The sequence below is a fragment of the Peribacillus sp. FSL K6-1552 genome, assembly GCF_038005205.1.
Lineage (GTDB): Bacteria > Bacillota > Bacilli > Bacillales > DSM-1321 > Peribacillus > Peribacillus butanolivorans.
The window spans coordinates 2319235-2345368 of the sequence record NZ_JBBOST010000001.1; the positions used below are offsets into that span (position 1 = coordinate 2319235).

A 26134-nucleotide genomic window follows, 5' to 3' on the forward strand; every position below is an offset into this window, starting at 1 on the left:
GGTTATTGAGCTGTTTTAGAAAAATGATGATATTGACATTCTTATGATTTCGGAACAGGTAAAGCCTTTTGCCCTGGAGAAGAAGATACAACGAAATTCTTAAGTGTGATTATGGAGGAAAATGGTGACATGGTTAAAAGCATGTAAATCCAACGTAACTGTTATTGGTGTAATTAAGGAGTAGGTTGAAGTATTTCTGAACGAAGAGAACTTGAAGATAAGTCCAATCAATGTAAAGTTCACCATACTAATAATCGTGAGACTTTTGAATTATTTGTAGAGAAAGAGAAAATTAGACCAGTAAAAGGGTGATATTGGTGTCGTTAGGTTACCCGAAGAATCTACTATATTGAAAAAGTAATAGAAGGGACGTAGAAGAGATGGCTGAAAATCTAGAGGTAGTGAACAAAAATAGTATTAGTAATGATCCACTTTTTCTCCAAATAGAAGGAAATATAGCGTTTATCAATTTCAACAGACCCGAAAAACGGAATGCACTTAGTTACGAAATGTGGACGAAAATACCTCATTTAATAGAAGAATGCGAAAAAAATTCACAGGTTAAAGTAATTATTTTTAAAGGTGTAGATCATAGTGCGTTTTCGGCAGGAGCGGATATAAGCGAATTTAAAACATTACGTTATACAGCTGAAGGGGCTGATAAATATAATAGGGCAACGCTGGTTGCAGAAAAAGCGATAATGGACGTTTCCAAACCAACAATAGCCATGATTCAAGGGTTTTGTGTGGGAGGGGGCTGTGGAATAGCAGTTGCATGCGATTTTAGATTTTCTGATGAAAATGGAAGATTGGGCATTACCCCTGCCAAACTTGGATTAGTTTATAATACGCCTGGAACAAAGAATGTTGTCGACCTTGTAGGTCTTGCAAAAGCAAAAGACATTCTATATACAGGCCGTTTATTAGATGCTGAAGAAGCTTTTCGAATTGGGTTAGTGGATCGTATATTTTCCTCAGACTCAATTGAAAAAGACACTTTGGATTATGCAAAACTAATTTGTAAAAATGCTCAATTGTCAGTACGGGGGTCAAAAAAGATTATTAATGAAGTTTTAATGGGAGCTACCAAAGATTCTCAAGAGACAGCTCAACTTGTAATCGATTCTTTTGTTTCAGAGGATTATAGAGAAGGTGTTCATTCTTTCCTAGAAAAACGCAAGCCGAACTTTAAATATTCTTAATATGTAAATGAGTCATACTGAGAAACTTTCTTGAGGTGTAAGTTTAGATAAGAAATAAAAAAACGTTGAATGAATTTTAATTTAACTATCACACGCACCTTAAGAAAGGGGATTTTTACATAAAAGGCTTAAAACGATTGAAATGAAGTTAAAAAAAGGGATATAAATGGACATTCTATATAAAATCGGCGTATTGTGTGATAACGAAAAAGCGCAATGACTGAAAGTCTATAAGACAGATGGAGGATAAAGATGGATCAAACAAAAACCAGCAACAATGTCATCTCACTTAAGAATATTAATTGGAAACGCAATGGGAACCAAATATTAAATGGGGTTTCATGGGAAGTCCAAACGGGGGAACACTGGGCGCTTCTAGGTTTAAATGGATCAGGAAAAACATCTCTTTTAAAAATGATTACGGGATATCAATGGCCCAATAGTGGTGGCGAAGTTTCTGTTTTAGGAAACATTTTTGGAAAAACGAATATTCCTGAGCTGCGGAAATCCATAGGCTGGGTGAGTTCCTCCTTAGATCAGGAATATCAATCACGGCCGAATGATACAGCACTTGAAGTAGTCTTAAGTGGTAAATTTGCTTCTATTGGATTATATGAGGAAATTACAGAGAATGATATAAAAAAAGCAAATAAATTACTAGAGCAATTTAGAATCAAACATTTGTCCAACCAATTCATCCAATCTCTTTCTCAAGGCGAAAAAAGAAAAGCGATGATTGCAAGGGCTCTAATGTCTTCGCCTCGTTTATTAATTTTAGATGAGCCTTGTAATGGATTGGACATATACTCTAAGGAAGAACTATTAACCACTATTGAAGATTTGACTGCTGCACCGAACGGCCCAACCATTTTATATGTTACACATCATATCGAAGAAATCGTTCCATCAATAACCCATGCTTTGTTAATCAATTCAGGGAACGTTATTGCAAAAGGCGATAAAAAGAACACATTAACAGAATCATTGTTAGAAAAGACCTTTCGTGTCCCTATAACTTTAGAATGGGACAATGATCGTCCTTGGATCCGGATTAAATCGATGTTAGCGACTGTTAAAAATTAAAACTTTTGGAAAGCATTCTGCGTGAGTAGTATAATCAGTTCTTCTATGAACTTTACACGAGTTTTAGGGGATTTTCGCTCTTCTGAAAAGGGTGTCAACTGTTATTCATAGAGATTCAATGGGAGCAACGTTTTATAGAACAACACCCTTATGTTAATCATTAATGACCCGTTCGTAAAAGTTGACTTTTACGAACGGGTATTTTTGTTTTGACAATACCTTTTTCTCATTCACCTTAATAGTATGTCTGGTTGAGTGGTTGACAATGTAAGGAATATGGTCTTGCATATATATGATACGATGAAAGTAGCCCTTCGTTTTTTGATTTGGGCAGGCTGGGTAAAAAAAGTGAATAAACAATCATATTAGGTCAATTCTATATACAAGAATGAAAATAAAAAGGAGATTAGATCGTGAAGCCATATGAAATAAAAAATATGATTATTGATGACGAGTTTGATGGTGAAGAAACGGTTACAGCTGATTTTACTCACAATTATAAAGAGTATAGCATTACTTTTAATAAAGCAGATCTTGAAATAATTAATACATGGGTTTTTGAGGATGGTTCATCTCTTCCATCAAATTTATCAGATACTATCATTGAATCAATAAGGGAAGATATTAAAAAGAGAATCTAGTCATATGAACTAGATCTTTTTTGTGGTCATTTTCTTGATCGAAGAAAAGTTTAGCCTAGTTTATATTGATGAAGAAGTAGAAATTATTTGGCTTTACCGACAAACGTCTTAAACTCGGAACCGAATTGATGACAAATATGATCACTTCAATCCATGCTGAGATGTATGATGAGAACTTTTTTATATCTCTGGTTTTTATACAATACTGGCTCCAATTGAAAATAGAAAACAGGTAGTATAGGTGTTTGTTCTAAGTCCCAACCCGTGGGGAAGAAAAAAGGGCTTTTGCGTATTTTATTTCCTAAAGGATCCATTATGTTAACTAATGATGAGTCTTATTTATCCACGATTAAAGATGGTTCAACCAATGAAATACTTGCCTATAATGTGTCTAGCCGAATGACATTAGATTTAGCTACAGATACATTAGTAAAGTTAACGAAGAATAAACGAGTAAAGTTTGCCGAAGGGGCCTCTATTCACTCTGATCACGGAGTACACTATACTGGTCCACTTTTCAAAAACACGTAAAAAAACTAGGACTTGGGCAATCCATGTCGAGAAGAGGGAACTGTTGGGATAACGCTCCACTAGAGTCCTTCTTTGGTCATTTTAAAGATGAAGCCTATATTAAACCCTGTAATACAATAGAAGAACTTAAAAAGGAAATTAGAAGTTATATGACGTACTATAACAATTTAAGATATCAATGGAACTTAAAGAAGATGACTCCTGTTCAATACAGAAATCACCTTCTCCAAGTGGCATGACCTTTTTTAAAATGTCCTTTACATAGGGTACAGTTTAATAACTGGCTGAACTTATATTACGAACGGGGCAGGTTAGTTCCATAAGGAATTCTGAATTTTATGGTAAAGTAAAGGGAATAATTGATTATTAGTTTGGGGGATTTTTAGTGGAGGCTATCATCCCTATTGTTTTTTATATTTTTGGGTTATTTATTCTATATATAGTTATCGAAACAGCAGTAAGGAAAGGTATTAATAGTTCAATTATTGGTCAATTTCTTGTAAAGAAGTATTGAATTAAAGGAAGATAAAAAGTCTTTTCTTGATGATGAATTAGATAATGATAAATAAAACGGATTATTAAGCTAACAGGTGCTTTATTTTATTTAGGGAATTGCTTTGCTTTGGCAGCTCTTATTCTAATGGAGCTAACGGGGCAGCATTCCTATGAGTCTTTTTCTTCAAATGTCCAGTTATATCCTTTTTAAATAGGTTAATCCATTTGAAAGAAAAACCTTTGAAATCGGATGACTATAAAACTCTAACAAAACACGAGAAATTGAGAGATTTCGCTTTCTTTATTGAGGGAGTTTAGTTACATACAGCAGGAATGGGGCAATACGTAGCCGCTAATGCTTAGCTTGATATACCTATGATGTTATTACTTCTTAAGTAATCCATTGAAAAGTTGGCAGAAGAGGACTGCTAAAAAATTCTTGAGAAAAGGAGACATTAGAAATGACAACTTCAAAGAAAAATGTAAGGACTTGCAACAAAGGACACAAATATTATAAGGGTAGCGACTGTCCGACCTGCCCTATTTGTGAGCAAGAACGCAAACCTGACAACGGATTTCTTTCACTACTCTCTGCGCCAGCCAGACGAGCAATGGAAAACAATGGGGTAACTTCACTACAACAGCTATCAAAATTTAGTGAAAAAGAGATTTTGCAATTTCACGGTATGGGACCAGCTTCTATACCTAAACTTAGGACTGCTTTGGAGACAAATGGGTTATCATTTAAAAATTAAACACCAAGAATGATTAAACTTAAGTAATGCATTTTATGCCTACTGGAGCATAATTTTTATTCAATTCCTTCCTCAAGTCACAGGGGCTTTATGTCAATAAGGGATTAGAAACATCGATGGTTCCTGAGTTTTTTGGCCACCATCCTTGTTAAACTGAAAGTAACTCTAAAAAGTGAGGTAACGAAAATCATGAGTTCCTATACTCCCTATTTTGAATTCAATCGAAAAAAGTGGGCATCTTTACGAAATCATACTCCTCTTCCTTTAACTGAAGAAGAATTAGATAACTTAAAAGGAATCAATGAAGAAATATCTATTCAGGAAGTAGAAGAGATTTATTTGCCCTTGACTCGTTTAATTAATTTATATGTCGAAGCTTATCAGCAACTTAACACAGCTACTTCTTCATTTCTAAAAAATAATGCTAAAAAAGCCCCTTATATTATTGGAATTGCAGGAAGTGTTGCTGTAGGAAAGAGTACAACAGCAAGGTTACTTCAGACATTATTATCTAGATGGGATAACCATAGAAATGTAGGTCTAGTCACAACAGATGGTTTTTTGTACGCAAATGAGATTTTAGAAGAAAAAGGGATGATGAAAAGAAAAGGGTTTCCTGAAAGTTATGATACACAAAAATTAATTAATCTTATCGGAGATGTAAAAGCTGGAAAAAATAAAGTGGAAGTTCCAATCTACTCACATTTGACGTACGATATTTTGCCGAATGAAGTACAAACTATCAGTAATCCAGATATTTTAATAGTGGAGGGTGTTAATGTTCTTCAAGTTGACAAAGAAAATCAAGTATTTGTCAGTGACTTTTTTGATTTTTCACTTTATGTTGATGCAGAGATACATGACATAGAAAGGTGGTATGTTGAAAGGTTTCTTCTACTTCAAGAGACAGCATTTCAAAGTCCCGAATCCTATTTTCATCGGTACATTAACTTGTCTAAAGAAAATGCTATTAAACAAGCGACTCAAATTTGGGAAGAAATTAATTTGAAAAATTTACATGAAAATATACTACCGACAAAAGGACGGGCCAATCTAGTTTTAAAAAAAGGATCAGATCATAAAGCTGAAAATATCTATTTACGAAGATAATATAATTTAAAACTTTTTAAAAAAATAAATATATCTAATTCAACGAACAGGTGCGTTAGCGCCATAAGAAGGCCGCCAATTGCGGCCTTTTGAAAGTATGTTTCTTAGTATTATAGAGCAATCAAATGTCTAATATAAATTAGGACGTAAAGGTTCCAAGAAAACTAGTCAGTATCAGCTAATACCTGTAAAGTCTTTTCTCTAATAGTTATCCTGTTTTTATAATCTTTTGCTACTAACTCTGTATATATTAAATCAAAAAGTAATAAGAGCGGAAGTAAGGGAGAAATATTCTGTCCCATATGCATGCTACTTTTACTGGTTACTAATAATGATAAGTCACCTAGCTGTGAAAGCTCAGAATTTTTATCACCTGTAAAAACTAATATGAGTGAGCCTTGTTTCTTTGCAATTTTAACAGCACGAATGACTTCTTTTGTTGCTCCGGAAATGGAAATGCCAATGACAACACTATTCTGGTTACTTAAAGCCGCATCCATCATTGCCTGGTGAGTATCCGTAACAGCCTCAACATGTAAACCAATTCGGAAAAACTTGGATTTAAACTCCTGGGCGGCTATACCCGAACTCCCTATTCCATAGACATGTATCTTATCTGCCTGAGTAAGGAAAGATACCGCTTTCTGGATATCGTCATATGTAGCTATACGAAAGGTGTTGTCAATGATTCCTAAGTGATCTTGGTACAGTTTAGCGAAATAATCTACCTGCTTAATGTTTTTCATGCTTATCGGTGTATTTTGCAGATCAACGAACCTTTTTAACTCATGTCTAAACTCATTAAATCCTGAAAAAGCTAGTTTCTGGCAAAAACGCGTAATGGTTGCTGGCGAAATGTGAAGATTTTTAGCTATTTGACTTATTGTTAACTGGCTAACTTCATCAGGGCGTTGAAGAATATATTTGGCTAGTTCTTCTTCTGTTTTTGTGAATTTGCTCATATTGCACTCGATTCCATATATGAGATTTTCTGCTAGATATTCCATTTGACCACCCATTTCAGGTTGAATTTCTTAAATGTATGCTTTCTTTAGTATAGTTTAATGTAACCATTAAGAACGTCTATAACCGATAGTTTTAAATAAAGTTGCAGCTACAACAAAATTAATCGAGAAAAAGACCCAAACTGCTGATAGTCTGAGTCTTTTTCATTCTTTTGTTATGTTCGGTGCACATCTACAAAGTTTCTATTTTTGCATAGCATCTACAAATCTTTTTGTGATTTGCTGTGGCCTGGTAATAGCGCCACCTACTACCACTGCATGGACATTCATATCTAATATAGAACGAGCAATTTCTGGTGTTATGACATTTCCCTCTGCAATAACTTTTGCATTTTTCACTGCTTTTATTATCTCTTTGAGCACAGCGTAGTCATCCTGATAAATTTTCTGTCCCATTGTTTCATTTGTATAGCCGTAGAGTGTAGGTGCTACAATATCAAATCCTAAATGGTCAGCGTATACAGCCTCATCTATGGTAGATACATCCGCCATTAACAGAACATCTGGATATTTTGCTCTTATATCACAATAAAACTGCTCTAACGTTTTACCGTTCGGTCTTATCCGAGCAGTAGCATCCGTCGCAATGATTTCCGATTTAGTTTCCATTAAAGCATCAATTTCGACCATGGTGGGAGTAATATAGACATCGTTTTGTCCATACACCTGTTTAATGATCCCTATGACTGGAAGGTCCACATTTTTCTTGATTTCCATTATGTCAGCTACAGAGTTTGCGCGAATGCACGTTGCTCCACCTTCTTTGGCAGCAATGGCCATGCGTCCCATAATAAAAGAGCTGTGCAGCGGCTCATTCTCCAATGCTTGACATGATACAATTAAGCCTTTGTGAATTTTATCCAGCACCTGTTGCATGTTTAACACGTCCTTATCGTTATCTATGTTCTTAATGACCCAAGTATTCTTCCACTTCATTTTTGATGATCGTTACTTGGGGACCGTATACTATTTGAATACCATTTCCTTTTTTCACGATACCTTTTGAACCAGTTTGCATAATTAAGTCATCTTTTACCAATAATTCATCCTTTACAGTGACACGTAGACGGGTTGCGCAGCAATCGACTATATCGATATTTTCCTGTCCGCCTAATCCATTAACGATGGTCTGGGTTCTCTCTGATGCCGTTACTTGTGTAACAGCGGCCTGTTCATCATCTTCACGGCCGACCACTTTCAAATTTTTCTTCCTGATCAAGAATTTAAAAGTAAAGTAGTATAGGAAAAACCACGGAATGCCGACTAGAAGTACGTAAATCCAGTTTGTTTTACTGATGCCCTGGAGTATCCCGAATAAAGTAAAATCAATAAATCCTCCAGAAAAGGTTTGACCGATCGTTATATTGAATATATCTGCCATCATGAAGGCAAGTCCGTCAAACAAGGCATGAAAAACATAAAGGATCGGGGCGACAAATAAGAAACTGAATTCAAGCGGTTCGGTGATGCCTGTTAAGAATGATGTTAAGGCAGCTGAAAGAAGCAAGCCGGCCACGACTTTCTTATTTTTAGGTTTAGCGCAATGATAAATGGCCAATGCCGCGCCGGGTAAACCAAACATCATCGTGATGAACCGTCCGGACATGAACCGGGAAACACCCTCATAGTACTTGACGGTAGTTGGGTCGGCCAATTGCGCAAAGAAGATATTCTGGGTCCCGCTGACAATCTGCCCTTTAATCTCCATCGTTCCGCCTAAAGCTGTTTGCCAGAAGGGAAGGTAGAAAATATGGTGCAACCCTAACGGCCCGAGCATCCGTAATATGAATCCGTAAAAGAAAGTCCCAATCGTACCTGTGCTCGTTACCAGCGCACCTAATTGGTTTATGAAAAGTTGGAAATAAGGCCATACGATAAAAAGCACGGCTCCAACCAAGATGGACGCGAAGGAAACGATGATGGGAATGAAACGGGAACCTCCGAAAAATCCTAACACTTGCGGAAGCTGAATTTTATTATATTTATTGTGCAAAAGTGCGGCAACGATACCTACTACGATACCGCCAAACACACCAGTCTCCAGTGTTTGGATCCCGACCGCCATTCCCTGTCCGGCACCTGCCAAATTCTCTTTGGCAAGTTCCCCGTTTATTTGAAGTAGTGCATTTATTGAACTGTTCATGACGAAATAGCCAATCATGGCTGCCAGTGCAGCGGTCCCTTTATCCGAACGTGCCAATCCTACTGCAACACCTACGGCAAAAATGACCGGCAAGTTACCGAATACGATGCTTCCTGCAGAACTCATGATCGTGAAAATGGCCTGCAGCCAGGCAAAGTCTAAAAAAGGATAGGCCTCAACTGTATTTGGATTAGAAAGAGCACCGCCAATTCCCAGCAATAAACCGGCCGCTGGCAAAACGGCAATCGGGAGCATAAAAGATTTACCGAACTGCTGCGCTTTCTCAAAAGCTTTCTTCATAAAAATTCCTCCCTCATTTAACGAGCCTATAATGTTCTCTATATTTTGATTCTCTATTAATAAGGGGTATTTCTTCCCTATAGCTATATATTAAATCCCAATAAAAGCGTTTTCAATACGAAGCAAGAGATATCAATTGTTTTCACCTAGGAGCTGATTTTTTTGAAAAAGTTTTCAAAAAAAAATAATCTCTGAAAATCTGATTGCAAAAAAAGTATTTCCTATTAGCTGGTTTAGGTCAAGAAGACATACAAAGGACTAAATTAATTTCCTTTTTCTTTTGTTTAACTATCAACATTAATGTTTAAATAAGCCTAAATAAAATCATCCTCTCATGGTGTATTGCGGTTGTGATTGCTGTCTTAAATCTTTTCACAATGTTTTTTGATAAGAGGTCTCTGGAGTTAGTATAGTTTCATGGACACATTTTAGTTAAGTCCTTACAATGATTTTTGAGAGGATGTGTCCGTCTTGGAACGTAAAAATACAGGTAAAAAATATAATAATGAATTCAAGAAGACTATTGTAGATCTTTATCACTCGGGTAATTCGGTCAAAGAATTAAGCGGCGAATATGGCGTATCAGAAGTTACCATTTATAAATGGGTTAAAGAATTTACTCCTATCGGTTTAGGGGAAGAGTCCATGACTCCAAAGGAATTAGCCGCCATACAGAAGGAAAACCTTCGGTTAAAGCAAGAAGTTGAAATCTTAAAAAAGGCTATGGCCATATTCGCGAAAAAGTAACCGAGACAGATCTTACCGAATTTATTGAGGAACACAAGAAACAATATCCCGTACAGAAGATGTGTGAAATACTAGAAATCCCAAGAAGCAGCCATTATCAGTCCCTTCAAATAGTCGTATCAAATCGCGAACAGGAAAACCAAGAACTCACGAAGGAAATTCATCTGATTTACCTGGAAAGCAAGGGACGATATGGGGCTCCAAAGATTCATGAAAGCTTATTAACCAAAGGGTTTTCCCTAAGTCTAAAGCGTGTTCAACGTTTAATGAGCAAGGCAAGAATTCGTTCTATTACTAAGAAAAAATACCGTCCCTATCCATCTAAAGAAAAGGTTATTCAATTGGATAATTTGCTAAAACGAGACTTCACTACTCAGACCATTAATGAGAAATGGGTAGCAGATATTACGTATATCCACACGTTAAAAGACGGATGGTGTTATTTAGCTTCGGTATTGGACCTTCATTCTAAGAAAATAGTAGGGTATTCATTTTCTCGTTCAATGACGACAGAACTGGTCATAAAAGCTTTCAATAACGCACACATTTCACAAAAGCCCTCGGAGGGCTTAGTTCTTCATACAGATCTTGGCTCACAATATACAAGCAGTGAGTTTACTCAACATATCCAAAACCATCATATTAAGCAATCCTTTAGTCAGAAAGGTTGCCCGTACGATAATGCCTGTATTGAATCCTTTCATGCCCTATTAAAAAAGGAAGAAGTCAACCACGTACAATATCTAGACTATCAAACAGCTAAATTAGCGATGTTCCAATTTATTGAAGGTTGGTATAACCGAAAAAGAATTCACAGCAGCCTGGGCTATCAAACCCCACAAGCCATTGAAGATCGAATTAGGAATACAGCTTAAGATTTAACTTTTTAGTGTCCAAAATATTGACTCAAATCCACTCTTTAAAAAAAGCAACTTGTATGAGTGATACTAGTTGCTTTTACTATTTTACGGACAGAAATAAGGCTTATTTGTAATAAAGTTTTTAATTACAAATAAAAGATATCTTCACAATAGTTATTATTCATTTTTGTAACAGAACCATATTTTTTACCTTATGCAAAATTTATGGTATAAGAAAAACCTTTTAGGATAAACTAATGCTAAAAACAAGAAGTTTAGTAAAGAGAGTGTGTGCATGAATTATATTTACAGTTTAGCGTGCTTGTTCTCAGGATTATTTCTGATAAACCTGATTTTTTCTTATCAAAGTAAACACATTGATTCAGCTTTTTGGGAAACACTCAAGTTCCATCTTCGTGTCTTACCTTTATTTTTAACTGCAAATATGCTGATAGGTTATGGAGTAAAGTTAGGATTTAAAGCTATACATAACCTGACATATGTCTTAGTTACTTCTAAGGGGATAGAAATTTTAATCGCATTGATAATGGGGTACATATTTTTAAAGGAAGTGCCTACTTGGAAAACTTTATTAGGATTTTCGATTATTGTAGTTGGATTAATTGTCTCAAAAATAAAGTAGGGACAGTTCAATCCTGGTGCAAAATCTAATGACTATTAATGTTCAAGATGATTTTCATCATGAAGTATTAATTTTGAATAAGTTTGACTCATATACTTTGTTAACAATGAGATGGTACCTGCGGTGAAACTTGAGCTTTCTTAATGTAGTGGAGATGAGGGAAAAACGTGGCTTATCGATGGCTTATACAACGATTATGCTTGGGTAAATCAATATTGATTGGCATTAGGTGAAGGAATACAGCGTCATCTTATACAACAAATGACTCCTTGAGAGTGGATGAAAAGTATATCAAAGTAAAAGGTCAATGGATGTAAATGAACATGGAGGAATAGCCACTAGACTATTGAAGAGTCATTTAATCATGCAAGGCCATTCTTAATCGGTTGATAAGGTTCTCGTAAGACTAAAAGATGTTTAATTCCCAAGGGAGTCACCGACTTATTGAAACTGATGAAATGAGGCATAGTTAGTATTGCAATGCTCAAAAGTATTAATGGTCAAATTGAATTGGGTTAGTTGAAGAAGCCAAAGCATTTTTTTCATTACCATTACTCATCAATATTTCGAGTAATCATAAAAATATTAATATATTGCTAGAATTGGAATAATATACAATTGATTACACTAGAAAAAATGGTGAGGAATATGAGTTTTTTAATAATAAAGATTTAAAAACTCTAATGTAATAATGGGTGCTTTACTTCACTGAGAGAGTGGCGAAGGCAACCTATTTTTATGCAACTAACGGGGCGGTTTAGTGGAAAAAGGGATTTTTTTTCCCTTTGACGAATATATAACTTTGAAGGCTCAAAAAGGAAGGTGTTACTACGATAGTGGTACGCCTTTTTTGTTAATCGAAACGATTTGCTTAAGTTTAAGAAAAGGGGTTGTAGCATAGAAATACCTGCTTCTTAATGTGCTACCCGGATAGTTACGAGGATGGGAATGAGGGGGATTTATGGACTTAAGGAAAGCTACTTTGAGCTTTGGGAGAGTCAATTGTGTTGATGGAAGTAAGATAACAAATGAGTCTGAAACTTCAAAAACTATTGATGATGTAACACTCCATGCCGAGGCAGGATCATTTGTGAATTATGGTGGCTTTCATGGAGATATCACTTGTACGAAAATCGTTAGCAGGCTTCGGGCCGCCGGTTGTGTTTTCGCCGAAGATGAGGCCCGGTTGCTCCTCTCCGCGGAACGGACTCCAGCCGACCTTGCCGCCATGGTTGACAGCCGAGCCGCCGGTTTGCCCCTCGAGCACGTCATTGGCTGGGCGGAGTTCTGCGGACTGCGAATAGCGGTGGACCCTGGAGTTTTCATACCCCGTCAACGCACCAAATTCCTCGTCCGACAGGCGGCCGACATCGCCCGACCAGGAGCCATCGTGGTTGACCTGTGCTGTGGATCGGGCGCGGTGGGCGCCGCACTGGCCGCTGTTCTGGAACGAATCGAGTTGCACGCCACCGACATCGACCCGGCGGCGGTGCTATGCGCCCGCCGCAATGTCACTGTAGCAGGTGGTTACGTGTACGAAGGTGACCTCTACGAGCCGTTGCCCTCCACACTTAGGGGGCGCGTCGACGTTCTGGTCGCCAACGCACCCTACGTACCCACCGAGGCGATCGGACTGCTCCCCCCGGAGGCCCGCATACACGAGGCACGGGTGGCGCTCGACGGGGGAGCGGACGGGCTTGACGTCCAGCGACGGGTGGCGAACGCGGCCCCAATCTGGCTGGCACCGGGCGGGCGCCTGCTGGTCGAGACTAGCGAGCGACAGGCGCCGAAGACCGTCGAGATTTTCACTCGCAACGGGCTGGTACCGAAAGTGGCCAGATTCGACGAACTGGACGCCACCGTCGTCATCGGAACCAAGCCCGACCTTCAGAGCAATTCGGACGGCTAGCACTGTCCGCAAATGAGAGTGATGTTTGCTTGGCAGAGTGCTGATGGCAGGTGTTAAGTCAAAAATATGGCCCAATAAAAGTTAAAAAATTTTAGTTTTAGTCTTCGGAATTTAAATAGGACTTAACGAGCGAGTGCATTACTTCTACGAGGGGGTTGCTGAGGCAGCCTTTTTTGTATGCAACAAACCGGGCAGTTAAATTTAACAAGGGTCCTGAAAGAAATTAAAAGCCTTAATATCTGATTTCGTATTAAGGTGGATAGTGCAGATACACTACCTCTGTATAAGCTCTCTTTAATAGATGGATTAGTACATAAAGAACGTTCTGTGAAAAAATGTATAATTCCCCTGTTGTATATTGTCTCAAATACAATTTTAAAAAAAATAATGTCTTTACACCTATAAAAAAGTAAAATCTTTCGAAGTTTATTAAGTATGGAAATCTGTAAATAGTATAATGCAATAATATTTTTAATTTGGTTTATATAAAATACAGAAATAAATGTATTATGACTATCAATAACGGTCTTTGTAAATATTCTGAAATAATTTGATGTAGGAAAAGATAGAAGTGATTCATTTATTGATAGAGTTCAGTGTTTGTTTACCCTTGATACCTGATGTGAAATGAGAGAAAGTAACAAAATGTTTGGATGAAAAATCAGAAGACGTTTTACTAGAGTTGCTAAAAACGATTGAAAACATTATTTTTATAAATCTGAATAACGACAAAGGTAAGGATATATTTAAGGATGCTTTTATACGTTATGTACGTTTGATTAAATGTTATTACTTATATTTTTAACTTTTGGATAGGATTTAACTGCATTTTCCTGAACGATTATATTATTCTTTTATATTGATTTTATTTAAGGGCGGTTACATAAGCATGGGGAGAATGGATAAGAGGCAACAACGAAAATTTTCATTAAGAAAGATATGGAATCGGAGGTATTCCAAAAAGTTTCTATTAAAGATAATGGCCATAGTTACAACATTTACTATATGCGTTTTACTTATTCTTAATGTGTTTATTTGGTCCACTGATGTAAGTAAATTAGAGAATCCTGTACCACAACCGACAATTATCTACGACCAAGCGGGAAGCGTTGCAAGTAAGATTTCGACTTCAAATATTGAGGGAGTTAGTATTAAACAAATTCCTAGCAATTTGATCAATGCAGTCATTTCAACTGAGGATCAGCGTTTTTACGATCATCATGGTATTAATTACGTAGGTATTGCTAGAGCTATGGTTAAGAATCTATTTAGTGGGGGAATTGTAGCGGGGGGAAGTACAATAACACAACAGTTAGCTAAAAATGTATTTCTTACCCAGGAACGTACATATACAAGAAAGTTCAAAGAGCTCATTTTCACTAAAAAAATTGAACGTACATACTCTAAAGATAAGATTATGGAACGATATTTAAATCAAATCTATTTTGGGGAAGGTGCTTGGGGAATTCAGCGGGCTGCTCAAGTATACTTTGGAAAAGACGTAAACAAATTAACATTAAGTGAGTCCGCAATGCTAGCAGGACTTATTAAGGCACCTTCTATCCTGTCGCCATTTAAAAATTACGACAAGGCAATTCAGCGTAGAAATATTGTATTGTCACTTATGAAGAATGAAGGCTATATTAGCCAAAGTGATTTAGAGGAAGCCAAGCAACAATCGATAGTGTTAGAAGGAAAGGAAACAGAAGACTATAAAGGGAAATATCCTCATTATGTAGATAACATTATTGATGAGGCAATTAATAAGTATCATCTCACACAAAACGAAGTACTTTCAGGTGGTCTCCGGATTTATACAGAATTAAATCCTAGGATGCAGAATGCTGTTGAAGAGGTATATAAAAGTGAAAATATGTTTCCAAAAAGTCAGCCAGATCGATTGATTCAAAGTGGGGCAATCTTAATTAACCCTTCGACAGGAGGAATCAATGCCCTTATTGGAGGAAGAGGAGAGCACAGCTTCCGCCAGTATAATCGTGCAACACAATTAAAAAGACAACCAGGGTCAATAATGAAACCATTGTCAGTATACACCCCTGCGTTGGAACAAGGCTATGACATCTTTGATATGTTACAAGATAGCCCACTTAATATTGATGGATATCAACCTCAGAATTATGACAAACAATTTCGCGGTAGCGTTTCTATGTATGATGCTGTAGTTCATTCCTATAATGTACCAGCTGTCTCGTTGTTGCAAAAGATAGGACTAGAGTACGGTGGCAAGGCAGTGGAACGTTTTGGAGTCACATTGGAACAAAAAGACTATATTCCCGGTCTAGCTTTAGGGGGTATGAACAAAGGAACTTCTCCATTGCAAATGGCACAAGCCTTTTCCGCTTTCCCTAACGATGGAATTATGGTAGAAGCTCATGCTATTCAACGCATCGAGAACGCCAGTGGCGAAACACTCGGAAAGTGGAATAAAAAAGAAAGTCGAGTAACAGAACCATCTGTTGCCCAAAAAATCACTTTTATGCTGAAAGGTGTTGTAAACGAAGGAACAGGGGTAAAGGCTCAGATTGAAGGTAGAGAAATTGCTGGTAAAACAGGAACAACACAACTGCCATTTTCTACGCAAAATGGAGCGAAGGATCATTGGTTTGTAGGGTATACTCCGCAAGTTGTAGGAGCCATTTGGTTAGGATACGACAAAACAGATCAAACCCATTATCTCTCATCGTCCAGTAGTGGAACTGCTACTGTTATTTTTAAAGAGATTTTATTGAAATCTGGCAATGAGGTCCCTACTAAAGGGTTTGACCTATCATTACTTGGAGGCAACTATATAAAACAATTAGAAAAGAAAGTAAAGGCTAAAAAAGAAAAGAGAAAACAAGATAATGAAAACCAAAGTGGAATCAAAGCACCAAAAAATGAAGAGAACAAAAGCCATGAAAATAAAAAACATTTAAAAAAAATAAAAAACAAAAATAAAGAAAACAAAGATAAGAAAGAAAAAAAGGGAAAAGATGATAAAAAAAACAAAGTTAAGAAAGAAAAGAAGGAGAATCATGGATAAGGAAGGGGGAGTAATTATAATGACTGTTTTGTTCGGTACGGTAGAATACTTTGAACAAGAAATGCTAAGACACTTAGAAATTAGTCGAATGGGAAAATGGACTAAAGAAGATGAAATCTCATTAATATATTCAAGATTAGAAAATGAAATTTTATACGACTTTGAATGTGACGAAAAAGTTCGAATAGAATGTTTGAAAAATCTTGCCTATGCAGATAAAAGGTTAAGGATAAAAGACTATCAACCTATAAATGTCAATGAAAAATATAGTTTAGTGTAACCATTTGGATGAGTAACACTAGCTATAGCTATTGAACCCTACATGCGGTTTGCTTTTTGTAATAAATGTAATAGATACCGTTAGCTTGTAAGATTTGGAAGATATTATTTTACCTCATTCGAAAAAGTACACTTTTATGAACAAAAAAGCCCTTAGTAGATGAAAAAAGGGCTTTTTCGTATTTTTAATTGATGGAAACCATTGGATACCTCATATAACCCAACAATAGAATGTAGAAAAAATATGAAGGACGAGAGTCAGGGAGATGAAGTGTTGGGAGCCCTGAACGTTTCGCCCTTTAAAGTTAATGTTCTCCATTTCGTAAAAGATATACAAAGATGGTTAAAATGACTGAATTGTAGGAGCAATGATCTGGGATAAAAAATGTAGCACGGTTTCTTGGATGTACTTTAAATAACCAGAAATTTGTTGTAATAATTATAAGCTAGAATAGCGAAAAAACTGAGCATTATGGAATAACGAAACCACCATGAAGCATATAAGGTCTTTACAGGGAATAAAATGAATGAAATATATGAAGGAAAGCGGGGCAGTGCATTTGAAAATCCATGTGGTGAATAAGGGGGATTCCTTGTGGAAGATTTCCCAGCAATATGGTGTCAGCACCAACCGAATAGTTAGGATCAATGGCCTTGAAAATCCCGAAAAGTTAGTGATTGGCCTAGCACTTTTGATTCCTGAACCTTATCTTCAGTACAGAGTTCAACCAGGGGATACTCTCGAAAAAATCGTGACTCAGTTTGGAACAACCTTACAGGAAATCATGCAAACGAATCGCATCACAAATCCTTCTAATATCTATCCAGGACAAAGACTTACCATTCCGGTCATTTTTCATACAGTAAGGGAACGAGATACCCTTTATGAAATAGCAAGACGTTATGGAACAACAGTTCAATCCATTATGCAGACTAATCGAATTACAGACCCTTTTAGTATTTATCCCGGACAGATATTAAAGATTCCCCAGAAACCGAAACCAACGATTGATGTGAATGGTTTTACAAACGTTTATGGGCAAAGTGGTGCGGTGCAGGTACGTGAAGTAGCCTACGATTTGACCTACGTAAGTCCGTTTGGTTATAGAATGAGGCAAGATGGGAGTTTAGAAGTCATTGATGACAACCCGACCATACAAGCGGCGCAGTCAACTGGAGTTGTACCCATGATGTGCATAACGAATTTTTCCGCCACTGAAGCTGGAACAAGGCTTGCACATACGATACTTTCTGATTTAAGTTTAGTGGAAAAATTATTGACCAATGTCATAAATACGATGAAAAATAAAGGTTACCGTGGATTGAATATCGACTTTGAAAGTGTAGCACCAGAGGACCGTGATTTCTACAATCGGTTTCTCCAAAGAGCAGTGGATCGATTGCGTCCTGAAGGCTACTTTGTGTCCTCCTCCCTTGCCCCAAAAACTAGTGCCAATCAAAAGGGATTATTAGTTGAAGCACATGATTATCCAGTTCACGGACGGCTGCTCGATTTCGTTGTGCTGATGACATATGAATGGGGTTACCGAAAGGGACCGCCACAGGCTATCTCTCCCATTAATCAAATCAAGCGGGTTCTAGACTATGCAGTTACAGTGATTCCAACAAACAAAATCTTTATAGGCTTTCAAATTTATGCACGTGACTGGCTTGTTCCTCATAAAGAGGGTCAAGAAGCAGAGACTTTCGACATGCAGGAAGCCATCAGGCGTGCCACCCAATATAATGTAGAAATAAAATATGACGAGACAGCCCAATCACCTTATTATAGATACAAAGACAGTCAGGGACGCACACATGAAGTTTGGTTTGAGGACGCACGCAGTGCTAAAGCCAAATTCGACCTGGTGAAGAGTTACAGGGCAAGGGGTCTCAGTTATTGGGTACTTGGTTATCCTTTTCCTCAGAATTGGGAATTACTTGGGGATACATTTATTGTACGAAAATTGTAAGGTGTTTTTTAACAGCATTGAAATTGCCCGCCCTAGAAGTTCATCATTGCTTTTTGCCTGACATGGGGTCAACAAAGTGAGCGTTTTTGGCAGAATAAGAATCAAACAATCATTATATCCTCATTTATAATCACCACTATTAAATCTTAATGCCCTTTTTGTAAAATGTGGATGAGAAGAAGCAAAAGTTACTTCATATGTCCATGTATTGCAGGAAGTTGCTGCCATGCCCTATTTCAGGGTATACACAGACAGCTTATTTAAGGGGCGAATCTTGGGAAATTAACGACTGCGATGGAATGATTTTTGCTGAAAAAAGGTTAATTTTTAACATGTAAAGAGGTTTGAGAACAAAAATTTATCCTCTATTATGTTTTTATTGTTAGCAAAATGCTCGGAACTTATTAATACCTATTCAACAATTTGCTGGGAATCAGCTACAATATGAAGAATGCTTTAAACAAGCCACATAAGAAATTACTGAAGCTCAAACATAGCAAGGTGAATATCAATGTCTCTTTAGGCTATTTCTACAAATTTAAATAAACGTCAAACTGAAAAACGCTGACTATGGTCAGCGTTTTTACATTATTGAAAACAAACGGTATTAATACTTATTGCTGTTTACTTATTTAAATTATTACTCATCTTTATTATCTGGGTCAGTTGCATCTTTAGGGTCTTCAATCGGATCTTCTGTATTAGTGCCCCCATCATTTTCATCGATATTATCTGGGTCAGTTGCATCTTTAGGGTCTTCAATCGGATCTTCTGTATTAGTGCCACCATCATTTTCATCGATATTATCTGGGTCAGTTGCATCTTTAGGATCTTCAACAGGTTCCTCTGTATCAGGAGGAGCTGGATTGTTATCCTTATTTGCAGTATTACAACCCATTAACATCATGGCAGAAAGAAAAACAACTGATAATAGTCTTAACCACTTTTGATTCATTTTTATCGTCCTCTCTATTGGCTTTTTACTTTCAATATTACCTTTTCCTTTCTAATTTTTTTTATTCAAACACTGTATCAAATTATCTTCAATCACAGATAAGCTGATGAAGATGTTGTAAAAACAGAAGAAACTCGTCAAAAAGGTAGTCGTGAGAATAATTATTTAGTGTAAATGGAATTTTTATTAATACTAAGGCGATACTTCAACTAAGGCTCTTTTCCCTACATGTAATTTTTGTTATAAAGTGAAACTAAGTTTGATAAGAAATTCATGAAAAACATTGATAAGTCAACTTTTCATCAAAGTCAAAGCGTTTGAGCAAACTTCATTTTTTTTAGAACTATAAAAATTCATTAAAAGCTAACCCTTATTCAAACTTCAAAATATCATAGGTAGGATATGAGGTAATTTTAGGTACAAAAAAAGGCTATACCTTATAGGTATAAGCCCCCTCTTGAAAATTGTACTTGAAACGATTTTTTTGATTTATTGATGGGTATCAAGACGTTGAAATCAAGATTCCAATGAAATATATTCAGCACCCTGTTCTTTTGCCCAATTATGTATATAACTGAGCAGCCTATATCCAAGGCCACTAGGGCGATGATTTACATCAGTAACCAAATCTTGTACAAATACATAGCGTTCATTATACAAATCTTCATGCCAGCTAATACCTGCTAAAGCTACGATGCTTGTATCATGATATAAAGCAAATAACTGTTGACCCTCCTTACGCATATCATTTAATAATTCTAGATATTCCTCTAAAGTCAAATCAGTATGTAACTGATTTATTATCGGATAAGCCTGTAAGAATTGATGTTCTACAGTTAACTCTACAATATTTTCCACTGGTATTTTCATATTAATTTCTCCTATCTTTTTTAATTTTTATTGCTTCGCCTTCCATAAATAGATACGGATTGATTTTCTGACAAATAAACCTGTCCAAAATTTTTGTTAGTTAAAAATGCTACAATTTAAGTGGAATCTTTATCAATCTAGAGATTCAGCACCCACTTAACCTACTCTCGCTCACGAATTGGTTCGGTTTGAAGATGGGGTCTTCTCGCTAGATCTGATAAAAAAAGAAGCGGAACACAGTTAAGGTTCCTGCTTCTTTCTGTTAATTTCACAGGTGGAATTTTTATTAGATGATCGCTTCTTAGATCTTATGCTAGATTATTAAATTCTGTGCTCAATTCTTTAAGACTAATCACTTGATTCCGTTGCATTCCTAATTTTCATCCAATAAAATATTATGAATGATTTTGGGTTGATTTTTCTAGTTCTTCTTCTTTTATCTTTAAGGCTACTAAACTAGCAAAGTCATGAATGATAGTGGCTGCCAATAGTGATGTTATTTGTGTTGGATCATAGGGGGGGAGGACTTCCACTAGGTCGAATCCAATAAAGTTAAATCCCTGCAGAGAACGAATCATCTCTAGGGTTTCAAAGCTGTTTAGACCGCCGACCTCTAGGGTGCCTGTACCAGGGGCACAGGATGGATCCACAAAATCTATATCAAAGCTCAAGAAACATGGTGTATCCCCAATGGTCTTCTTGACTTCCTTCAAGACATCCTCGATTCCTCTTTCCTTCAGTTCAGGCGTAGTTATCACGTTGTATCCTAGATCCGTGCTGGAATCTATATCTCCTGGATGATTTAGCGTCCCTCTAATTCCAATTTGGAAAACTTTATCCGTTTGGAGCAAACCTTCCTCATATGCACGGATAAAAGGGGAACCATGCCAATATTTCTCTTCATAATAGGTATCCCAGGTATCAGTATGTGAATCAAAATGGAGCATTGCAACAGGTCCATGTACTTTTGCGGCAGCTCGCAGGTTTGCCAATGTTACTGAATGATCCCCGCCAATACCTATTGGAATGATTCCTTCTTTCATTAAGTCTGTCATTGCACTTTCAATTAACTCATAGCTTCGGTGTATATTATGGGGAATCACTGAAATATCCCCAATATCAATGGCATTACAATCGTCAAATGGGTACACCTTGTGTATCGGATGGTAAGGAAACAAGGTCATAGATGCCTGGCGGATTGCCTGTGGGGCAAACCGTGCTCCTACCCTGAATGAAGCAGCTGTATCAAAAGGTATACCTAAAACTGCCAATTTGGCATTTTCTCTTGAAGCAGGTAAGCGCATGAATGATCCGGTCGTACAAAACTCTGGTTTTACGTCAGGAGATAACGGATATTTCATTTTTGTATTCCTCCATTTTCTTATTTCTTTCATAGTAGAGAAAACAATGCAAATATCATGCCAAGTCGCTATTAAGTGATATCTATATGTTCTAACTAGTTATTATTTGCAGGAGTTATGAAGGAGCGCATAATCTATGAAAAATTGAATCGCTTATCGGAAGGCGATGTACTACTTCATTCTCGTGAATAAAATCCAATACGCTGTCTAATATTGCATAATTTAAAAGCTTATTATTGCGAAATTCATGTATTTAAGTAAACAGTAACCATTTGGCACAGAATTTGCATTTAGATATATTTGAAAATTTGAAAAATGGGGAGGTCTTTAAATCTATTAAAGATGTGTTAATCCTAATAAATGAAAGCGATTACAAGGAGGAATGATAGGTGGAAAATGGTGCTAAACTGAAAAGAACTCTAAAATTATGGCAAATTGTTATGATGGGGTTAGCTTATATGACGCCCATGGTCGTATTTGATACATTTGGTATTGTATCTGGAATTACGGGGGGGCACGTCCCAACAGCGTATATCGTTGCATTGGTGGGTATGCTTTTTACAGCCGCAAGCTATGGGAAACTTGTAAAAGTTTTCCCGACAGCTGGTTCTGCCTATACTTATACGCAAAAGGCAATTAACCGACATTTAGGATTCCTGGTAGGTTGGTCTTCGTTGTTAGATTATCTATTTTTGCCTATGGTAAATGCATTGTTGACCAAAATCTATCTCACAGCATTATTTCCAGAAGTTCCAACATGGATATGGGTAGTATTGTTTGTCGGGATTGTCACCATTCTCAATCTCCGGAGTGTTAATGTACTTGCTAACTTTAATACCCTTTTTGTTTTAATTCAGATTGCCATCATGGTGGTGTTCATCATTCTTGTTGTCAAAGGCTTGCATAATGGAGAAGGTACAGGCGAAGTGGTTACAATTCAGCCTTTCATAAATGGAGGAATGGACTATTCGGCTATAATAACTGGAGCAACCATTCTTTGTTTTTCCTTTTTGGGGTTTGATGCAGTAACAACACTTTCAGAAGAAACACCAGATCCGAAAAAAACAATTCCGAAAGCGATCTTTTTAACAGCCCTTTGGGGTGGAATTATTTTCATCACCTCTTCATTCTTTATTCAGCTCTTTTTCCCGGACATGTCCCGTTTTAAGGAACCAGATGCTGCTTTACCGGAAATCGCCCTTTATGTAGGTGGGAAGTTGTTCCAATCCATTTTTCTTTGTGCAACTTTCGTCAATACGCTAGCATCAGGACTAGCTTCACATGCCAGTGTCTCACGTCTTTTATATGTTATGGGCCGGGATAAAGTGTTTCCGGAAAAATGGTTTGGATTTATCCACCCTAAGTGGAAAACACCAGCTATTAATGTTGTCATAGTTGGAGTCATTTCTTTGTCGGCTTTGTTTTTTGATTTAGTGACTGCCGCATCACTGATTAACTTTGGTGCATTAATGGCATTTACTTTTGTAAATCTGTCAGTGATCAGCCATTTTGTCTTCAGAGAGAAGAAGCATCGAACTATTAAAGGATGTATCAATTATTTAATTATGCCTTTAATCGGAGCTATTTCAATTGCTATTCTCTGGATTAATCTTGAGACTAGCTCACTAATAATGGGGTTAGGCTGGTTTATAATTGGTTTTTGTTATCTATTATTTATCACGAAGGCATTCCGAACAGTTCCACCTCAATATCAAGTTGAAGAAATTCAGTTATAGAGTTTGAAAGGAAAAACGCATTTTAAAAAGGATGCGTTTTTTTCTATTTGTTTATTTCATCATCATATTTTAACATTATGCAAATTTGAATTGCTTATGAATGTATACATATGGTCTGGATGAATGAAGCGTGAAACCATGAAGGAAAGTGGCGATATAATACCAACCAGCAACATGGTTAAAGCTGGCACGGAAATTGCTTTATACATTTATAAGAATAAAAAATGAGGTGCTAAAATGGCAGTTAAAACTGAGGGGATTAAAAAACGCGAAAAGGATAATTCTCTGCAAGAATTCCAGGATATCTTAAAAGAAGCAATTGATGTTTTGGACTACCCAGATCAGGTTTTTGATTTTTTAAAAACACCAATGCGCTTTTTAGAAGTCTGTATTCCTATCCAAATGGATAACGGTGAGACAAGGATGTTTCAAGGGTATCGGGCTCAACATAATGATGCAACCGGTCCAACGAAAGGCGGGATTCGGTTTCATCCGGATGTCACTCCTGAAGAAGTTAAGGCTTTGGCGGGTTGGATGAGTTTGAAATGCGGAATAACAGATCTTCCATATGGAGGAGCAAAGGGTGGCATTGTCTGTGATCCCAGACAGATGAGTTTGTCTGAGCTAGAACGATTAAGCAGAGGGTATGTCAGGGCAGTCAGTCAAATAGTTGGGCCGACCAAGGACATTCCTGCACCGGATATGTATACAAATTCTCAAATAATGGCCTGGATGCTAGATGAATATGATCATATCAGGGAGTTTGATTCACCCGGCTTTATTACGGGTAAGCCATTGTCATTAGGAGGATCGAAGGGCAGAGAAACAGCTACTTCCAAGGGAGTATTATATACTCTTCAAATGGTAAGTGATTTAAAGAAAATGCCTATTCAGGGTATGCGGGTAATTATTCAGGGATTCGGGAATGTTGGCAGTTATTTGGCAATGTATTTGCATGAATTGGGAGCTAAGGTTGTCGGGATATCGGATGAGCTTGGCGGATTATATGACCCAAACGGCTTAGACATTCCTTACCTTTTGGAAAACAGGGATTCGTATGGAGTCGTTACGAACTTATTTAAAGATTCATTATCCAATCAAGAATTATTGGAAAAAGAGTGTGATGTGCTAATTCCCGCAGCTATTAGCGGAGTGATAAATAAAGATAATGTTGAACGACTGCAATGTAAAATCCTAATTGAAGCAGCAAATGGACCGACAACAAAGGAAACAATCAAAATTCTCGATGAAAAAGGTATATTACTAGTCCCGGATATTTTGGCGAATTCAGGAGGAGTGATTGTTTCATATTTTGAATGGTGCCAAAACAATCAAGGATATTACTGGACAGAAGAACTTGTAGATACACGTTTAAAAGAAAAGATAACAGCCAGCTTTTTGAATGTCTATCATACTTCTCAAAAATTTTCCGTGAACATGAAAATTGCTGCTTATATAGAAGGGATTCGTAAAATAGCAGAAGCATCCCGGCTCCGAGGGTGGGTCAGGTTCTAAACTAATTAGGGCTTTACAAGAAAGGAGGCAATCAGTTGAATTTTGATATTATTTCCGAAAATAAAGAAAATCAGGCTATTCATCATTATTGCTTATTGTCAAAAAATTATAGATATGATGTGACTATTGCCTACTCGGCTCAGTTTTTAGGTAAAGCAATGGTCACCTCCCTTCAAAGCGGGAGAATGATCCTACTGTGTGCCGATGATATTCATTTAGATCAGTACTGGGCTCCGAAGCTTGGCATTGAACAAGAAGATATTTCTGAATTTCAATACTTTCTCAAGTCAGTCTTACAATCCAGATTTCATTTTGAACAATATTGAAGGAGTGATATATATGTACGTTGATGTGATTCTTAGTCCTTGTCAAGGTAAAGTTGAAAAAGTTTTAACAACCAAAAATTCCGGATTCTACGAATGGGAACCATTGTTCCATATTAAGACGGCAGATGGACTTGAGGAAATCATCCATATTGGTGTCAGCGGTGAGATAGAATCATTGGAGGTACTGGAGGGGGAACAAGTGGAAGCTGGCAAGGTCCTCGCCTATTTTAAAGAAGATTTATTCGTGACCGGTAGCGATTAATATATATAGAAAAGAAGATGAACTGTATCATCTTCTTTTTTTTATCTGCTTTCTGGATAAGGGCAGTGTGAAATTACATATGAAGCAATAATGGGGTTGGACATATGTTTGCAATTTCTTGAAGTACTTTCTTTCAGGAAGATAGTCTATCTGGATGGTGCGGACCAGTAAAACAACCAAACTCCGCCCAGTGGTGTCGTATTTGATACGACGGACATATAGGATTAATTATTCTAGTGTTATTTTAAAATTTGATATCTTTTCGTTATCCTTCTGTGATATCTGTCATCTATTCTTTATCTGTTTGTTCTTTGTATAGCAAATAACTATGCTATTATTGAAAAAATTAGCTAACTTACTAGCTTACAAG

The 26134-nt window shown here is 36.9% G+C and carries 21 protein-coding genes and 2 pseudogenes; 17 read left to right on the forward strand and 6 right to left on the reverse strand.

Features of this window, described 5'->3' with window-relative positions:
- Positions 1-380 precede the first annotated feature (380 nt).
- The 6 genes and pseudogenes from NST21_RS11305 to coaA all read left to right on the forward strand — a co-directional run bounded on the left by NST21_RS11305 (position 381) and on the right by coaA (position 5817).
- Positions 381-1202 (forward strand): enoyl-CoA hydratase-related protein, encoded by an 822-nt coding sequence (locus tag NST21_RS11305; RefSeq protein WP_340889168.1) that lies wholly within the window; start codon positions 381-383, stop codon positions 1200-1202.
- A 252-nt stretch (positions 1203-1454) separates the two neighbouring features.
- Positions 1455-2285: an ABC transporter ATP-binding protein gene (locus NST21_RS11310; RefSeq protein ID WP_098175088.1), complete on the forward strand. Its 831-nt coding sequence runs from the start codon at positions 1455-1457 to the stop codon at positions 2283-2285.
- Positions 2286-2698: 413 nt separating this feature from the next.
- Complete coding sequence (locus NST21_RS11315; protein ID WP_056523049.1) at positions 2699-2926, forward strand: hypothetical protein; 228 nt, start codon at positions 2699-2701, stop codon at positions 2924-2926.
- Positions 2927-3250: 324 nt separating this feature from the next.
- Positions 3251-3696, forward strand: a pseudogene (locus NST21_RS11320) (IS3 family transposase); the annotation flags it as partial.
- A 717-nt stretch (positions 3697-4413) separates the two neighbouring features.
- A complete protein-coding gene (locus NST21_RS11325) occupies positions 4414-4707 on the forward strand; it encodes an RNA polymerase alpha subunit C-terminal domain-containing protein (RefSeq protein WP_053345612.1) in 294 nt (97 codons plus the stop codon).
- A gap of 189 nt (positions 4708-4896) precedes the next feature.
- On the forward strand, positions 4897-5817 hold the full coding sequence (coaA, locus tag NST21_RS11330; RefSeq protein ID WP_056523064.1) for a type I pantothenate kinase: 921 nt from the start codon (positions 4897-4899) through the stop codon (positions 5815-5817).
- 164 nt (positions 5818-5981) lie between these two features.
- Here coaA and NST21_RS11335 read toward each other — a convergent pair whose 3' ends face one another.
- From NST21_RS11335 to NST21_RS11345, 3 genes are all read right to left on the reverse strand, one after another.
- Positions 5982-6824 (reverse strand): MurR/RpiR family transcriptional regulator, encoded by an 843-nt coding sequence (locus tag NST21_RS11335; protein WP_340889170.1) that lies wholly within the window; start codon positions 6822-6824, stop codon positions 5982-5984.
- A gap of 201 nt (positions 6825-7025) precedes the next feature.
- Positions 7026-7718, reverse strand: a complete 693-nt coding sequence (locus NST21_RS11340) for an N-acetylmannosamine-6-phosphate 2-epimerase (RefSeq protein ID WP_056523045.1) — start codon at positions 7716-7718, stop codon at positions 7026-7028.
- Between the two features lie 31 nt (positions 7719-7749).
- Complete coding sequence (locus tag NST21_RS11345; protein WP_056523044.1) at positions 7750-9285, reverse strand: maltose/glucose-specific PTS transporter subunit IIC; 1536 nt, start codon at positions 9283-9285, stop codon at positions 7750-7752.
- 471 nt (positions 9286-9756) lie between these two features.
- On the opposite strand from NST21_RS11345, the gene NST21_RS11350 reads away from it, so the two are divergent.
- The 7 genes and pseudogenes from NST21_RS11350 (at position 9757) to NST21_RS11380 (ending at position 18739) form a co-directional block, all read left to right on the forward strand.
- Positions 9757-10907, forward strand: a protein-coding gene (locus NST21_RS11350; protein ID WP_445670500.1) for an IS3 family transposase whose coding sequence is annotated in 2 segments (ribosomal slippage) — positions 9757-10006 and positions 10006-10907 — 1152 coding nt in all. Because the reading frame shifts where the segments join, the coding sequence is not laid out codon by codon here.
- 280 nt (positions 10908-11187) lie between these two features.
- Positions 11188-11535 carry a hypothetical protein gene (locus NST21_RS11355; protein WP_340889175.1) on the forward strand — a complete coding sequence of 116 codons (348 nt, stop codon included), beginning with the start codon at positions 11188-11190 and terminating at the stop codon, positions 11533-11535.
- A gap of 106 nt (positions 11536-11641) precedes the next feature.
- Positions 11642-11849: pseudogene (locus NST21_RS11360) on the forward strand (IS6 family transposase); the annotation flags it as partial.
- Positions 11850-12625: 776 nt separating this feature from the next.
- Positions 12626-13444 carry a putative protein N(5)-glutamine methyltransferase gene (locus tag NST21_RS11365; protein ID WP_377374312.1) on the forward strand — a complete coding sequence of 273 codons (819 nt, stop codon included), beginning with the start codon at positions 12626-12628 and terminating at the stop codon, positions 13442-13444.
- Positions 13445-14342: 898 nt separating this feature from the next.
- Entirely contained in the window at positions 14343-16487 is a 2145-nt protein-coding gene (locus tag NST21_RS11370) for a transglycosylase domain-containing protein (protein ID WP_340889178.1), read from the forward strand.
- Entirely contained in the window at positions 16480-16767 is a 288-nt protein-coding gene (locus NST21_RS11375) for a hypothetical protein (protein WP_340889180.1), read from the forward strand. The genes NST21_RS11370 and NST21_RS11375 overlap by 8 nt, the downstream gene beginning before the upstream one ends.
- A gap of 559 nt (positions 16768-17326) precedes the next feature.
- Complete coding sequence (locus NST21_RS11380; RefSeq protein ID WP_340892504.1) at positions 17327-18739, forward strand: LysM peptidoglycan-binding domain-containing protein; 1413 nt, start codon at positions 17327-17329, stop codon at positions 18737-18739.
- Between the two features lie 640 nt (positions 18740-19379).
- Here the strand turns inward: NST21_RS11380 and NST21_RS11385 are convergent.
- From NST21_RS11385 to speB, 3 genes are all read right to left on the reverse strand, one after another.
- A complete protein-coding gene (locus tag NST21_RS11385) occupies positions 19380-19694 on the reverse strand; it encodes a hypothetical protein (protein WP_340889181.1) in 315 nt (104 codons plus the stop codon).
- A gap of 516 nt (positions 19695-20210) precedes the next feature.
- Positions 20211-20564 carry a GNAT family N-acetyltransferase gene (locus tag NST21_RS11390; protein ID WP_082612881.1) on the reverse strand — a complete coding sequence of 118 codons (354 nt, stop codon included), beginning with the start codon at positions 20562-20564 and terminating at the stop codon, positions 20211-20213.
- Positions 20565-20959: 395 nt separating this feature from the next.
- Positions 20960-21925 (reverse strand): agmatinase, encoded by a 966-nt coding sequence (gene speB / locus NST21_RS11395; RefSeq protein WP_056523038.1) that lies wholly within the window; start codon positions 21923-21925, stop codon positions 20960-20962.
- 389 nt (positions 21926-22314) lie between these two features.
- On the opposite strand from speB, the gene NST21_RS11400 reads away from it, so the two are divergent.
- The 4 genes from NST21_RS11400 (at position 22315) to NST21_RS11415 (ending at position 25764) form a co-directional block, all read left to right on the forward strand.
- Positions 22315-23661: an APC family permease gene (locus NST21_RS11400; protein ID WP_445670505.1), complete on the forward strand. Its 1347-nt coding sequence runs from the start codon at positions 22315-22317 to the stop codon at positions 23659-23661.
- Between the two features lie 237 nt (positions 23662-23898).
- Entirely contained in the window at positions 23899-25176 is a 1278-nt protein-coding gene (locus NST21_RS11405) for a Glu/Leu/Phe/Val family dehydrogenase (protein WP_340889184.1), read from the forward strand.
- A gap of 35 nt (positions 25177-25211) precedes the next feature.
- Positions 25212-25502, forward strand: a complete 291-nt coding sequence (locus tag NST21_RS11410; protein ID WP_340889186.1) for an SAV0927 family protein — start codon at positions 25212-25214, stop codon at positions 25500-25502.
- Between the two features lie 13 nt (positions 25503-25515).
- Positions 25516-25764: a hypothetical protein gene (locus NST21_RS11415; protein ID WP_340889187.1), complete on the forward strand. Its 249-nt coding sequence runs from the start codon at positions 25516-25518 to the stop codon at positions 25762-25764.
- The last annotated feature ends 370 nt before the right edge of the window (positions 25765-26134 follow it).

Bases quoted from the DNA above. Each gene is read 5' to 3' on its own strand.
- NST21_RS11305 (WP_340889168.1), top strand. From the start codon at position 381: ATGGCTGAAAATCTAGAGGTAGTGAACAAAAATAGTATTAGTAATGAT.
- NST21_RS11310 (WP_098175088.1), top strand. From the start codon at position 1,455: ATGGATCAAACAAAAACCAGCAACAATGTCATCTCACTTAAGAATATT.
- NST21_RS11325 (WP_053345612.1), top strand. From the start codon at position 4,414: ATGACAACTTCAAAGAAAAATGTAAGGACTTGCAACAAAGGACACAAA.
- coaA (WP_056523064.1), top strand. From the start codon at position 4,897: ATGAGTTCCTATACTCCCTATTTTGAATTCAATCGAAAAAAGTGGGCA.
- NST21_RS11335 (WP_340889170.1), bottom strand. From the start codon at position 6,824: ATGGAATATCTAGCAGAAAATCTCATATATGGAATCGAGTGCAATATG.
- NST21_RS11340 (WP_056523045.1), bottom strand. From the start codon at position 7,718: ATGCAACAGGTGCTGGATAAAATTCACAAAGGCTTAATTGTATCATGT.
- NST21_RS11345 (WP_056523044.1), bottom strand. From the start codon at position 9,285: ATGAAGAAAGCTTTTGAGAAAGCGCAGCAGTTCGGTAAATCTTTTATG.
- NST21_RS11355 (WP_340889175.1), top strand. From the start codon at position 11,188: ATGAATTATATTTACAGTTTAGCGTGCTTGTTCTCAGGATTATTTCTG.
- NST21_RS11370 (WP_340889178.1), top strand. From the start codon at position 14,343: ATGGATAAGAGGCAACAACGAAAATTTTCATTAAGAAAGATATGGAAT.
- NST21_RS11375 (WP_340889180.1), top strand. From the start codon at position 16,480: ATGGATAAGGAAGGGGGAGTAATTATAATGACTGTTTTGTTCGGTACG.
- NST21_RS11385 (WP_340889181.1), bottom strand. From the start codon at position 19,694: ATGAATCAAAAGTGGTTAAGACTATTATCAGTTGTTTTTCTTTCTGCC.
- NST21_RS11390 (WP_082612881.1), bottom strand. From the start codon at position 20,564: ATGAAAATACCAGTGGAAAATATTGTAGAGTTAACTGTAGAACATCAA.
- speB (WP_056523038.1), bottom strand. From the start codon at position 21,925: ATGAAATATCCGTTATCTCCTGACGTAAAACCAGAGTTTTGTACGACC.
- NST21_RS11405 (WP_340889184.1), top strand. From the start codon at position 23,899: ATGGCAGTTAAAACTGAGGGGATTAAAAAACGCGAAAAGGATAATTCT.
- NST21_RS11415 (WP_340889187.1), top strand. From the start codon at position 25,516: ATGTACGTTGATGTGATTCTTAGTCCTTGTCAAGGTAAAGTTGAAAAA.